The following is a 13825-nucleotide window of genomic DNA, read 5'->3' as shown; positions in this document are numbered from 1 at the left end:
ACGGCATCCCAGCTGCTGATCCGATCTGTGAATTGGTAATTTGGCAACAATTAAGCAAAACACCCTGTGTTCAACCTTAGTTCAGAACCTGCAAGCGGGCGAAAAAAAGCCCCGACCAACGGGGCTGAGGTATCAGCTGTGAAAATCTTTTTTATCAAAGCGGGAGCCACGCAGGCTGTCTTTCACTTTCTTCAGGTTTTCCCGGAATTTGGTACCGCGGCGTAAAGTAAAACCAGTGGCAAGAATATCAATCAGCACCAGCTGGGCAACGCGGGAGGCCATTGGCATATACATATCGGTATCTTCCGGCACATCCAGTGACAGCACCAGGGTGCATTCTTTGGCGAGCGGGCTGTCGTAGGCGGTGATACCTATGACTGTGGCGTCGTTTTCCCGTGCAATGGCCGCAATATCGCAGAGGTTTTTTGTACGTCCAGTGTGACTGATACAGACCACCACATCACCTTCACTGCTATTAATGGCGCTCATACGTTGCATCACGATGTCATCGAAACACACCACTGGGACATTAAAGCGAAAGAACTTATTTTGCGCATCGTGTGCCACGGACGCTGAAGCACCTAAACCAAAGAAAGAAATTTTCTTCGCCTGAGTCAGCACGTCCACCGCACGATTTACCGTCAGAATATCCACATGCTGGCGTGCCGTATCCAGCGCTGCCATGGTGGATTCGAAAATCTTTGCAGTATAAGCTTCAGGACCATCATCCTCTTCTACATGGCGGTTCACATAAGGGGTACCGTTGGCCAGGCTTTGCGCCAGATGCAATTTAAAATCCGGAAAGCCTTTGGTATCCAGGCGGCGACAGAAGCGGTTAACAGTCGGTTCAGACACGTCCGCCATTTTTGCCAGTGCTGCAATACTGCTGTGGATAGTCGTCTGGGGATTGGCCAGGATTACATCAGCGACTTTACGTTCTGACTTACTGAAGCTGTTGACGCTATTGATAATTTTTTCCAACACATTCATCGGATAGTCCTGACTTAATGAAACCTTGGTGTACAGCCTGTTGTAACCTTTTTTGTAAGGCAACCAGCGGGCCCTGCAGAGTAGTGATAAAGTTACAACAAAACAGCATATTCATTGCCTAGGCTGCCTTATTATATGAGAATAGTCAAAACTTTAGCTTGCCTGTAATTTAATTACAACTTATCCGGTTTACTTCTCGGCATTGCTCGGCTAGTATGCGGTCAAGTGTTGTAAAATTACATCTAATTAAGGGTCTTCCATGACAACCACAGCACCAACCAACAAAGCCTGCGACCTGATCCTCTTTGGCACCAAAGGTGATTTGGCGCGCCGTAAGTTAATTCCTGCACTGTATCAGTTAGAAAAATCATCTTTGTTAAATGCAGAAAGCAAGATCATCGGTGTTGCGCGTGATGCGATGTCGCTGGATGAATATAAAGAGCTGGTGAAGTTCAATCTGAATAAGTTTGTCAAAGAAGGTGTTGATGCTGAAGTATTGGCCCGCTTGCAGGAGCGTTTGGTTTATGTGCAAGTCGACCTGTCTAAAGAGGATGACTACAAAGCGCTGAAGCAAGTGACAGACCCGAAAAAACGTATTCCGGTCAGCTATTTCGCCACCGCACCTTCTTTATTCGGCCATATCTGTAAAGGCTTATCCCTGGCTGGTCTTTCCGGCGAACCGGCTCGTGTCGTGCTGGAAAAGCCTATTGGTCATGATTTGGCGTCATCAAAAATCATTAACAACGAAGTCGCCAAGTACTTTAACGAATGCCAGATTTACCGGATCGACCACTATCTGGGGAAAGAGACAGTGCTGAACCTGTTGGCACTGCGTTTTGCGAACTCAATTTTTGCCGCCAACTGGGACCATAACGCCATTGATCACGTACAAATCAGCGTGGCGGAAGAAGTTGGGGTGGAAGGCCGCTGGGGTTATTACGATGATGCCGGCCAGATGCGCGACATGGTACAAAACCACCTGTTACAGGTATTGTCACTGATTGCGATGGAACCACCGGCACGGCTCGATGCAGACAGCATCCGTGATGAAAAGCTCAAAGTGTTAAAAGCCCTGCGTCCTATTAACCTGAGCAACGTGCAGGAAAAAACGGTGCGCGGCCAGTATGCCGCTGGATTTGTTGCCGGTCATGCGGTACCAGGTTATCTGGAAGAAGAAGACGCCCGTCCGAACAGCAAAACTGAAACCTTTGTTGCTATTAAAGTGGACATTGATAACTGGCGTTGGGCCGGTGTGCCCTTTTACCTGAGAACAGGTAAAAGGATGCCGAACAAAGTCAGCGAAGTGGTGATTTGTTTTAAACCTCAGCCACACAATATCTTCTTTGAAACTTACAAGCAGTTGCCAGCAAACAAGCTGATTATCCGACTGCAACCAGACGAAGGTGTGGAAATCCAGATCATGAACAAAATTCCTGGTCTGGGTGAAAATATGCAGCTGCAACAGACAAAACTCGACCTGAGTTTTGATGAAACATTTAAGGCACAGCGCATTGCCGATGCGTATGAGCGGTTATTGCTCGAAGCCATGTTAGGCAACCAGTATTTGTTCGTGCGCCGTGACGAAGTCGAGCAGGCCTGGAAGTGGGTAGACGGTATTCTGGATGCCTGGCGTACCACCAATGAGCCACCAAAACCATATCAGGCGGGAACCTGGGGGCCAGTGTCTGCCATCTCCCTATTGGCGCGGGATGACCGCAACTGGGACGAATAACATGGAATTACATCAATACGATAGCAGCGCGGCATTAAATGATGCCTTTGCCGCTGACATTACAAAACGACTGCAACAGGCCATCGCGCTCCGCGGAGAAGCTGTACTGGTTGTTTCTGGTGGCAAAACCCCTTTACCTTTATTTAAAGCATTGGCACAGACAGCGCTCGACTGGTCAAAAGTAGTGGTTACGCTGGCCGATGACCGATGGCTGCCTGAACAACACGCAGACAGCAACGAAGGCCTGGTCAAAACCAACCTGTTGCAGGACAAAGCGGCCAAAGCGCGTTTTATCAGCTTATTCGATGCAACCCATCCGGATGACGCCTTTACAGGCGCCGCGGCAGTAGCGCAGCGGGTCAAAGGCCTGGCGACTTTCGATGTGCTGATTTTGGGCATGGGTGAAGATGGTCACACGGCCTCTTTGTTTCCGTGCAGCGCGCAAATTCAGGCCGGTCTCGCTGACGACGCACCGGATGTACTGGCGGTGCAGCCAGCAACAGCCCCTTATCAGCGGATCAGTTTCAGTAAAAAGCGGCTGCTTAACAGCCGTCAGATCTATATTCATTTGGTTGGTGAGAAAAAACTGACCGTGCTGCAACAGGCCCAGGCCGGACAGGATGCGTCAGAAATGCCCATCCGCGCCATACTGCAACAGCAGCAGGTACCGGTCACAGTGATGTTTGCGGCGAGTTAATTGAAAAGGCGAGGTTAGAAAATGCATTCGGTGATACAACAGGTAACAGAGAGAATCGCGGCCCGCAGTGAAAAAAGCCGCGCTCTGTATCTCGAACGGATGGAAAAAGCCCGGAGTAAAGGGCCACATCGTGGGGCTTTGGCCTGTGGTAACCTGGCGCATGGCTTTGCGGCTTGTAACGCGCAGGAAAAAACCGATTTACGCAGCCTGACCAAAGCAAACATCGGGATTATTTCGTCCTACAACGACATGTTGTCGGCACACCAGCCCTATGAAACTTATCCGGCCATTATTAAGCAGGCCGTGGCAGAGGTAGGCAGTGTGGCTCAGTTTGCCGGTGGTGTGCCAGCCATGTGTGACGGCGTGACCCAAGGTCAGCCTGGTATGGAGCTGAGTCTGCTCAGCCGTGACATTATTGCTATGTCTGCAGCGGTTGGCTTGTCGCACAATATGTTCGATGGCGCCATGATGCTTGGTATCTGTGACAAAATTGTGCCGGGTTTGATGATGGCCGCCCTGAGTTTCGGTCATCTGCCTTTTGTATTTGTGCCCGCAGGCCCAATGCCTTCCGGCATTCCAAATAAAGAAAAAGCCCGGGTGCGTCAGTTGTATGCGGAAGGGAAGGTTGGCAAAGAAGAATTGCTGGATTCAGAATCCGCCTCGTATCACAGTGCCGGTACCTGTACTTTCTATGGCACTGCCAACTCCAACCAGTTGGTGGTGGAAATTATGGGCCTGCATTTACCAGGCTCGTCATTCGTCAATCCAAATACACAGTTACGTGATGAACTGACCAAAGCCGCAGCCCGTCAGGTGACACGTCTGACGGACTTAGGCACCGAATACACGCCAATCTCGCAAATTGTTGATGTCAAAGCTGTGGTGAACGGTATTGTTGGTCTATTGGCTACTGGCGGTTCCACCAACCACACCATGCATTTGATTGCGATGGCCCGTTCCGCTGGCTTTATTGTGAACTGGGACGATTTTAACGACTTATCCAATGTGACACCGCTGATTGCCCGTATTTACCCGAACGGCCAGGCAGACATTAACCACTTCCAACAGGCGGGTGGTATGGCTTATCTGATCCGTGAATTACTGGATGCAGGCCTGCTGCATGAAGATGTACATACTGTGGCCGGTTTTGGCCTGCGCCGTTACACCCAAACCCCAGTGCTGGAAAACGGCAAACTGGTATGGGTCGATGGGCCGAAAGAATCGGGTGACGACACTGTGTTGAGTACCGTTGGTCAGCCGTTTAAACCTACAGGTGGTGTCACAGTGCTGTCCGGCAATATTGGCCGGGGTGTTATTAAGACCTCCGCTTTGCGCTCTGGTACCGAAGTGGTGCAGGCGCCAGCCGTGGTTTTTTCCAGTCAGCATGAACTGGACCGTGCCTTCAAAGCGGGTGAACTGAATAAAGATTGTGTGGTGGTTGTGCGCTTCCAGGGACCGAAGGCCTGTGGTATGCCAGAGCTGCATAAACTGACTCCACCTCTTGGGGTGTTGCAAGACCGTGGCTACCATGTCGCTTTGGTCACAGATGGTCGTATGTCTGGCGCATCAGGCAAGGTACCCGCCGCTATCCATGTCACACCTGAAGCCGTTGAAGGCGGCGCTATTGCGCGCATCAAAGACGGCGACATGGTGTTAGTCGATGGCATCAATGGCGTGCTGAAAGTGATGGTCTCTGATGAAGAACTGGCTGCACGTGACGTGGCTACCCGCGATATGACAGATGCGCATTGGGGTATGGGTCGTGAGATGTTCGGCGGCCTGCGCACCGTAATTACCGGTGCAGAGCAGGGCGCCTGTAGTTTGTTTAATACCGAGGAGCAGTACCATGGCTAACATGGAAGTCCCTTTTGCCATAGTCGCGGATATTGGTGGGACCAACGCCCGGTTTAGCCGGGTGGATTTGTCCAGCCTGCAACTGGATAAGGTTGCAGTCTATCCATGTGCTGATTTTCCGACTCTGGCAGAGGCCTTACAGTTTTACCGTGAACAGCAAGGCGTAACTGCCATTCGCCATGTGGCCATTGCAATTGCCTGTCCTGTCACTGGCGATCTGGTCAAGATGACCAATTTCAGCTGGCAGTTTTCTATTTCAGAAATGAAGCAACAGCTGGATTTAGCCGAATTTATTGTGCTGAACGATTTTACGGCCGTCGCCATGAGTTTGCCGGCATTGACCTCCAACGAACTGGTTAAAGTTGGTTCAGGAAACACACAAAGCGGCAAACCAATGGCTGTGCTGGGAGCAGGCACAGGCCTGGGCGTTGCGCATCTGATCCCAACACCAGCGGGCTTTATTCCTCTGCCTGGCGAAGGGGGGCATGTCGACTTCACGGCGCAAACCGAACAAGAGTGGTTTATCCAGAATTTCCTGGCCAAAAAATATGGCCATGTGTCGCCGGAGCGCTTGTTGTCTGGCCCTGGTCTGGAAGATTTGTATCTGGCCATTGCCGCCTTTAAAGGCCAGCAGGTCGAGGCATTGAATGCGGCGCAAATTGCCGGTAAAGCGCTGGACAACAGCTGTGAGCTTTGCACTGCAGTGGTTGCGCAGTTTTTTGCATCCTTAGGTGGTCTGGCAGGCGATCTGGCGTTAACTCTCAGTACCTTTGGCGGCGTTTTCGTGGCTGGTGGTATTACTCCTAAATTACTGAGCTTGATTGAGCCCAGCGAATTCAGAAGCCGTTTTGAAGCCAAAGGTCGCTTCAAGGGCTTTAACAGTGGCATCGCCACCTTCGTCGTCACGGCAGAACAACCGGGTTTAACCGGCTGTGCCGTCTACTTAAAACAACATTTGGCGAGTTCACATCATGGCATTTGAAAACTGGCAACTCCAACCTGACGTTCTGTTCGCACAAGGCCCAGTGGTGCCGGTGATTGTGATTAAAGATTTAGCCGACGCTGTTCCTATGGCCAAAGCACTGGTCGCAGGCGGTATCCGGGTGCTGGAAGTGACGCTTCGCACACCAGTCGCGTTGGAAGCCATTAAGTTACTGTCGCAAGAAGTACCTGACGCTATAGTGGGAGCCGGCACTGTCACCAATGCCAAGCAACTGGCCGACGTGATTGCCGCAGGCGCACGTTTTGCAATAAGCCCCGGTTCTACCCGTGAATTGCTGGAGGCCGGTAAGAGCAGTGTGATCCCGCTGATCCCTGGTATCGCCAGTATTTCAGAACTGATGGAAGGCACCACGCTGGGTTACACCCACTTTAAGTTTTTCCCGGCTGAAGCCGCTGGTGGTGTAAAAACGCTGAAGTCTATTCATGGACCCTTTTCTGACATTAAATTCTGCCCAACCGGTGGTATTAATGAGAAAAACTTTAAGGATTACCTGGCACTGCCCAACGTGCGCTGTGTCGGTGGCAGCTGGATTGTCCCGGACGAAGCGATCAAAACCCAGGATTGGGGGAAGATCACCGAACTTTGCCAGAGCGCTGTAGCCGAAGCTAAAAACTTTAGTCAGTAAACATTCAAGCCCGGTTTTTGCCGGGCTTTTTTAGCCCCGTCCTCTGCACGTTGAAACTAAACCAAGGTTCTTTGTACCACCTGCAGTTTCAGCATTTCACCAGCAGCTATTTTCAGGTAAAGTAGTGCGCAATTCGAAGAGCCGTCCAGACGTCGATTTTACACGCGGCCGCCGTCCACGTTTTGCCATCTATTTTCAGTTGTTGCGAAGGAGCAAAGAATGACCACTTATAACTTTTGTGCCGGTCCGGCCATGTTGCCTGTTGAAGTCATGCAGCAAGCCCAGGACGAATTTGTCAACTGGCATGGTCGTGGCTGCTCCATTATGGAAATGAGTCACAGGGGCAAAGACTTTATTAAAGTGGCGGCGCAAGCCGAGCAGGACCTGCGGGATTTATTGCAGGTACCGGCCAATTACAAGGTGCTTTTTATGCACGGCGGCGGGCGTGGTCAATTTAGCGCTGTCCCGCTGAACCTGGCCAAACCAGGACTGAGCGCCGATTACATTGTGTCCGGTGCCTGGTCGAAAGCGGCCGCTGAAGAAGCAGCTAAGTTCACTGAATTGCAGGTACAGACCATCAATACTAAAACGAATGACCTGCGCTCGCTGATTGCGCCATCCGACTGGCATCTGAACCCGAACGCCAGTTTTGTGCATTTTTGTCCGAATGAGACAGTGGATGGTCTGGAATTTACTGACTTACCGCAAACATCCGCGCCATTAGTGGCCGACTTGTCGTCCACCATACTGTCACGTCCTATTGATGTGAGCCGTTACGGCGTGATTTATGCCGGCGCCCAGAAGAACATTGGCCCTTCAGGCCTGACCATTGCCTTAGTACGTGACGATTTATTGCCTGCCAGAGATGCCGCTATTCCTTGTGTGCTGGATTACCGTCTGTACGCCGAAAACGACAGCATGTTTAACACGCCACCTACCTATGCCTGGTACCTGGCGGGCCTGGTGTTTCAATGGCTTAAAGGTAAAGGTGGCGTTGCAGCGATGGCCGAGCGCAATCAGCTGAAAGCTGACACCCTGTATTCGTACATCGACCAAAGTGGTTTTTATCGTAATGATGTCGCAACAGCCTACAGATCCTGGATGAATGTGCCGTTTTTCCTGGCGGATGAGCGCTTAAACGATCAGTTTGTCAGTGAAGCCGAGCAACAGGGCCTGTTGGCATTAAAAGGCCACCGCATGGTCGGCGGTATGCGCGCCAGTATTTACAACGCCATGCCACTCGAAGGCGTACAAACTTTAGTGAGTTTTATGAAAGAATTTGCACGGGTGAACGGCTGATGAAAACTTTAACCTTAGAACCCATTGCAAAAGTGGAAGGTGTGGTGCATTTACCTGGCTCCAAGAGCATTTCAAACCGCGCTTTGCTACTGGCGGCTTTAGCCTCAGGTACCACCCGCATCAGCAATTTGCTCGACAGCGACGATATCCGTCATATGCTGACGGCTTTAACGGCTCTGGGTGTGCAGTATCAGTTGTCGGACGATAAAACCTGCTGTGAGGTGCAGGGTCTGGGTGGCGTATTTCAGCATCCGGCGGCACTGGAGCTGTTTTTAGGCAATGCCGGCACCGCGATGCGGCCACTCACAGCGGCGCTGGCAGTCTCCAATGTGGATGTCACCTTAACGGGTGAACCACGGATGTATGAACGCCCGATCGGCCATTTGGTCGACGCGCTGGTACAGTGGCAAGCCGATATAGACTACCTGGGTGAAAAAGAGTATCCACCGCTGCGAATTCGTGGCAAAGCATTGCAAGGCGGCGCTGTTCGCATCGATGGGTCCGTTTCCAGTCAGTTTTTAACTGCTGTGCTGATGACTGCGCCTTTATTGCAAGGGGACAGCAGCATTGAGATTATTGGCGAGCTGGTGTCCAAACCTTATATCGACATTACGCTGGCCCTGATGGCGCGTTTTGGTGTGACTGTGGACAACCAGAACTATCAACGTTTTGTTGTCAAAGGCAATCAGCAGTACCAAAGCCCAGGAGATTTCTTGGTGGAAGGTGATGCCTCGTCTGCGTCTTATTTCCTGGCGGCGGCTGCCATTAAAGGCGGCACTATTAAGGTCACAGGTATTGGCAAAAATGCGGTGCAAGGCGATATCCACTTCGCTGACGCCTTAGAAGCTATGGGCGCGACTGTGGAATGGGGGTTTGATTACATCTCAGTAACCCGTAACCAGCTCAAAGGAATAGACCGCGATTATAACGCTATACCTGACGCAGCGATGACCATTGCCACCACAGCTTTATTTGCCGAAGGCCCCACGGTAATCCGCAACGTGTACAACTGGCGGGTGAAAGAAACGGATCGTCTGGCTGCGATGGCGACCGAACTGCGTAAAGTGGGTGCTGAGGTGGAAGAAGGTCACGACTATATTCGCATTGTGCCATCTGCCCAGCTGAAACACGCCAGCATTGCGACGTACAATGACCACAGAATGGCGATGTGCTTCTCCTTAGTGTCCTTAAGTGACACTGCGGTGACCATTGAAGACCCGGATTGCACCAGAAAAACATTTCCTCAATATTTTGAAGTGTTTAACTCTTTAGTCAAAAGAAACGCGTAACTAAAAAGGTTACGCGCTTTCATCGAATAGACCGCGCTTTTTGTTGTCTGTTTCTGTATAATGTCGCCGCTTTTTGTTGTTTCGACTAATTGATGGAGGCAGAATGCAACAAGCGCCGGTCATTACCATAGACGGCCCAGGTGGCTCAGGGAAAGGCACCATTTGCCGTTTAGTAGCACAGAAACTGGGCTGGCACTTGCTGGACAGCGGAGCTATTTATCGTGTGTTAGCTCTGGCTGCCATTCATCATCATATTGATGCCAAAGACGAAGAAGCGCTGCAACCGCTTGCCGCTCATTTGGATGTGCAGTTCAGCCCGGATGAAACAGGTGGCACCCGTATTACACTGGAAGGTGAAAACGTCACTCATACCATTCGTACCGAAGAAGTGGGTTCTGTGGCTTCTCAAATTGCATCTTTACCTCGTGTACGTGAAGCTCTGTTGCGTCGTCAACGCGCCTTTCGTGAAGCCCCGGGCTTAGTGGCCGATGGACGAGATATGGGCACTGTGGTGTTCCCACAGGCAGAAGTTAAAATTTATTTAACAGCTGACGCGCAAGAGCGCGCCAACCGGCGTTATCTGGAGTTGAAACAAAAGGGCCATGATGTTAACATCGGCGACCTTTTGAGCGAAATCCAGGCTCGTGATGAGCGGGACATGAACCGCGCCGTCGCACCATTAAAACCGGCTGACGATGCCTACATGCTGGATTCAACGCATAAAACCATTGAACAAGTGTTAGATGAGGTACTGAGCGTTTGTGAACAGCGCTTGAACCAGGCCTAGTCGACACTTTGGACAACCAGCGGCACGGATGTTGTTGGTGAACTTAGCAACCCCATGACACAGGACTGTGCGTGGAGCACTTAACTGAAAAAGTGATTATGACTGAAAATTTTGCACAATTATTTGAGGAAAGCCTCAAGTCTATCGAAACCCGTCCAGGTGCCATCGTTAAAGGTACTGTTGTTGCAGTACAAAAAGACGTCGTTCTGGTTGACGCTGGCCTGAAATCTGAAGCTGCTATCCCGGTAGAACAATTTAAAAACTCTGCTGGCGAAATCGAAGTGAACGTTGGTGACTTAATCGACGTAGCTCTGGACGCAGTAGAAGACGGTTTCGGTGAAACTCTGCTGTCTCGCGAAAAAGCCAAGCGCCATGAATCATGGGTTCGCCTGGAAAAAGCCTGTGAAGAAAAAGCCACTGTTATCGGTGTTATCACTGGTAAAGTTAAAGGCGGCTTCACTGTTGAAGTAGACGGTATCCGTGCATTCCTGCCTGGTTCATTAGTAGACGTTCGCCCGGTACGCGACACGCTGCACCTGGAACACAAAGAACTGGAATTCAAAGTAATCAAACTGGATCAGAAGCGTAACAACGTGGTTGTGTCACGTCGTGCCGTGATCGAGTCTGAGAGCTCAGCTGAGCGTGACAGCCTGCTGCAAAACCTGGAAGAAGGTATGGAAGTCAAAGGTATCGTGAAGAACCTGACTGACTACGGTGCTTTCGTCGACCTGGGTGGCGTAGACGGCTTACTGCACATCACTGACATGGCTTGGAAACGCGTTAAACACCCAAGCGAAATCGTCAATGTTGGCGACGAGATCCCAGTAAAAGTACTGAAATTCGACCGTGAGAAGCAACGTGTTTCTCTGGGTCTGAAGCAAATGGGTGAAGATCCATGGGCCGCTATCGCTTCTCGTTACCCAGAAGGTGCGAAAATCACTGGTCGTGTAACGAACCTGACTGACTACGGCTGCTTCGTTGAAATCGAAGAAGGCGTTGAAGGTCTGGTACACGTATCAGAGATGGACTGGACAAACAAAAACATCCACCCATCTAAAGTCGTTAACCTGGGCGACACCGTAGAAGTTATGGTTCTGGAAATCGACGAAGAACGTCGTCGTATTTCTCTGGGCCTGAAGCAATGCAAAGCGAATCCATGGGAAGAGTTTGCTAAAGGCTTCAACAAAGGTGACCGTGTTTCCGGTAAGATCAAGTCAATCACTGACTTCGGTATCTTCATCGGTCTGGACGGCGGCATCGATGGCCTGGTTCACCTGTCAGACATCAGCTGGAATTCCACTGGCGAAGACGCAGTTCGTGAATTCAAGAAAGGCGACGAAGTGCACGCAGTTGTTCTGCAAGTTGACCCAGAGCGCGAGCGTATCTCTTTAGGTATCAAGCAATTAGACGAAGATCCGTTCAACGGCTACCTTGCTGATAACAAAAAAGGTGCTATCGTTAAAGGCAAAGTAACTGCAGTTGACGCCAAAGGCGCTACTGTTGAGCTGGAAGGCGGTGTAGAAGGTTACATCCGCGTATCGGACATCGCTCGTGAGCGTATCGAAGATGCCACTACTGTGCTGAAAGCAGGCGAAGAAGTTGAAGCTCGTCTGATGGGTGTTGACCGCAAAAACCGCGTGATCAGCCTGTCAATCAAAGCCAAGTTCGAAGCTGAAGAGAAAGAAGCGTTAGAATCGATCAAGCAAGATGATGCTGGTTTCGGTGGTAACGCCATGGCAGAAGCATTTAAAGCTGCGCAGAAATCTGAGTAATTAAATGTTTGTCAGGCCGCCCGGCTCCCCGGGCGGCCGTTTTATCAGTTGGAGGGTTCATGACCAAATCAGAATTGATCGAAAAACTGGCAGCTGACTTTTCTCATATTCCTATCAAAGATGTGGAATCATCTGTAAAAGAGATCCTTGAGCAAATGGCAGGATCTTTGGCCAATAACGAACGTATTGAAATTCGTGGTTTTGGCAGCTTTTCCTTGCATTATCGCGCACCTCGGGTAGGTCGCAACCCTAAAACCGGTGACAAAGTCGAACTGGACGGCAAATACGTTCCTCACTTTAAACCAGGTAAAGAATTACGTGATCGGGTAAAAGAAAACACCTGATTAATCCTCAAGCCAGACATGGATTGACGCAGTTTTGACCAGAATTTTGTTTAGTATTGTCATTCTCGTATTGTTGCTGGCTGGCCTGATGTTAGCGTCTTTGAACCAACACAGCACAATTCTTAATTATGTGATTGGACAAATTGAGCTGAGAGTCAGTGAACTCGCAGCTTTGTTTTTACTGCTTGGCTTTCTGCTTGGTCTGGTGTTTTCATCCCTTTTTGCACTTACACGCAGAACCCGTCGTTGGTTAAATAAATCCGCTGAGCAGCGCTGACCCTTATGCTGGAATGGTTATTTCTGTTATTGCCCGTTGCCGCTGCCTATGGCTGGTTTATGGGCAGCAACAGCGAACGGCAAAAAGCACTCAAAGGCAAAGCCTCCGTCAGTAAAAACCTCGCCTCCGGCCTCAACTTTCTGCTGACCGATCAAGAAGATAAAGCCATAGAGCAGTTATTGCAGCTGCTGGACATCGAAGTCGCCACCGTCGACACTTACCTGGCCTTGGCGACCCTGTTTCGTCGCCGTGGTGACTGGGACAAAGCCATCCGCATTCATGAAAAACTCTGCCAGCAAAAGCTACCTAAACCTCAGGCGCAGAAGATCCGCTTTGAGCTGGCGAAAGATTATTTCCATGCCGGTTTATACGACAGAGCCGAACCTTTATTGGCTGATTTAGTCCAGGCGGACAGCATTCGTGAAGCGGTGATTAAACAGCTGTTTCAGTTGTATCTGGCCACCCACGAATGGCACAAAGGCCTGGATTTCAGGGCCGTGGTGGAACAAACCGACTCTCGCTCCTTGCGTATCGGGCTTGCCAACTTTCAATGCGAAGCCTGGCAACAGGAACCTCAAACCAGAGCAGAACAGTTTCAGCAACTGGCAGAGCGCTATCCACAGGCCCTCAGGCCACGATACGAAGCAGCCAGGCGTTATCTGAACCAGGGGCAGGGCGAAGCAGCCCGTCCTTTACTGCTCAGTATCCTGCAGCAACGTCCACAGTGGGCCGCGGATCTGTTACCTCTGGTAGCGCAATCACAACCGGACCAAGCGGACTGGCAGGCGTTATTGCAGCAGCTCAGTCAGAAAAATAAAAATATTTCGGCCACCTCATTACTTGCCGAGTTATTCCTGAAGCAACAACAGCCGGCGCAGGCAGAGCGATTGCTGACCGATAAACTGAAGCAGCAACCCAATATCCGCTTGTTCCAGAGCTTTATTCAGCTGCGTCTTCGCCAGAGTAGCGGAGAAGTGGCCATACAACTGGGGCAAATCGAACAAATGGTCCAGGCCTATCTCGAAACCAAAGTACTGTACCATTGCCGCAACTGCGGTTTTAAAACCAAACAGCCGTATTGGCTTTGTCCGTCATGCAAACAATGGGAAACCGTTGAGCCTTTGCCAGGCATAGACGGCCGTTAATTTTCAGAGAG

Annotated in this window: 12 protein-coding genes; 11 read left to right on the top strand and 1 reads right to left on the bottom strand. The window is 50.6% G+C overall.

What is annotated here, in order from left to right; genetic code table 11:
• Positions 1-132: 132 nt before the first annotated feature.
• Positions 133-990 carry a MurR/RpiR family transcriptional regulator gene (locus WKJ03_RS17345; RefSeq protein WP_337843502.1) on the bottom strand — a complete coding sequence of 286 codons (858 nt, stop codon included), beginning with the start codon at positions 988-990 and terminating at the stop codon, positions 133-135.
• A 259-nt stretch (positions 991-1249) separates the two neighbouring features.
• Between WKJ03_RS17345 and zwf the strand changes: the two genes are divergently transcribed.
• From zwf to WKJ03_RS17290, 11 genes are all read left to right on the top strand, one after another.
• On the top strand, positions 1250-2722 hold the full coding sequence (gene zwf, locus WKJ03_RS17340; protein ID WP_337843501.1) for a glucose-6-phosphate dehydrogenase: 1473 nt from the start codon (positions 1250-1252) through the stop codon (positions 2720-2722).
• Position 2723: 1 nt separating this feature from the next.
• Positions 2724-3419 carry a 6-phosphogluconolactonase gene (gene pgl / locus WKJ03_RS17335; RefSeq protein WP_337843500.1) on the top strand — a complete coding sequence of 232 codons (696 nt, stop codon included), beginning with the start codon at positions 2724-2726 and terminating at the stop codon, positions 3417-3419.
• 21 nt (positions 3420-3440) lie between these two features.
• Entirely contained in the window at positions 3441-5273 is a 1833-nt protein-coding gene (edd, locus tag WKJ03_RS17330; RefSeq protein ID WP_337843499.1) for a phosphogluconate dehydratase, read from the top strand.
• Positions 5266-6255, top strand: a complete 990-nt coding sequence (locus WKJ03_RS17325; protein ID WP_337843498.1) for a glucokinase — start codon at positions 5266-5268, stop codon at positions 6253-6255. Before edd ends, WKJ03_RS17325 begins: the two co-directional genes overlap by 8 nt.
• Positions 6245-6901, top strand: a complete 657-nt coding sequence (locus WKJ03_RS17320; protein ID WP_337843497.1) for a bifunctional 4-hydroxy-2-oxoglutarate aldolase/2-dehydro-3-deoxy-phosphogluconate aldolase — start codon at positions 6245-6247, stop codon at positions 6899-6901. Before WKJ03_RS17325 ends, WKJ03_RS17320 begins: the two co-directional genes overlap by 11 nt.
• Positions 6902-7120: 219 nt before the next feature.
• Positions 7121-8200, top strand: coding sequence for a 3-phosphoserine/phosphohydroxythreonine transaminase (serC, locus tag WKJ03_RS17315; protein ID WP_337843496.1), 1080 nt, complete (start codon positions 7121-7123; stop codon positions 8198-8200).
• Positions 8200-9489: a 3-phosphoshikimate 1-carboxyvinyltransferase gene (gene aroA / locus WKJ03_RS17310; RefSeq protein WP_337843495.1), complete on the top strand. Its 1290-nt coding sequence runs from the start codon at positions 8200-8202 to the stop codon at positions 9487-9489. The genes serC and aroA overlap by 1 nt, the downstream gene beginning before the upstream one ends.
• A 103-nt stretch (positions 9490-9592) precedes the next feature.
• Positions 9593-10276, top strand: a complete 684-nt coding sequence (cmk, locus tag WKJ03_RS17305; RefSeq protein WP_337843494.1) for a (d)CMP kinase — start codon at positions 9593-9595, stop codon at positions 10274-10276.
• A gap of 98 nt (positions 10277-10374) precedes the next feature.
• Positions 10375-12048 (top strand): 30S ribosomal protein S1, encoded by a 1674-nt coding sequence (gene rpsA / locus WKJ03_RS17300; protein WP_337843534.1) that lies wholly within the window; start codon positions 10375-10377, stop codon positions 12046-12048.
• Between the two features lie 8 nt (positions 12049-12056).
• On the top strand, positions 12057-12392 hold the full coding sequence (gene ihfB, locus WKJ03_RS17295) for an integration host factor subunit beta (protein ID WP_337843493.1): 336 nt from the start codon (positions 12057-12059) through the stop codon (positions 12390-12392).
• Positions 12393-12674: 282 nt separating this feature from the next.
• Positions 12675-13814 (top strand): N-acetylglucosaminyl transferase, encoded by a 1140-nt coding sequence (locus WKJ03_RS17290; RefSeq protein ID WP_337843492.1) that lies wholly within the window; start codon positions 12675-12677, stop codon positions 13812-13814.
• Positions 13815-13825 lie beyond the last annotated feature (11 nt).

It is taken from the genome of Rheinheimera sp. (assembly GCF_037442525.1).
Taxonomy (GTDB): domain Bacteria; phylum Pseudomonadota; class Gammaproteobacteria; order Enterobacterales; family Alteromonadaceae; genus Pararheinheimera.
The sequence above is the reverse complement of the archived record's forward strand: the minus strand, read 5'-3'. Positions and strand labels throughout refer to the sequence as shown.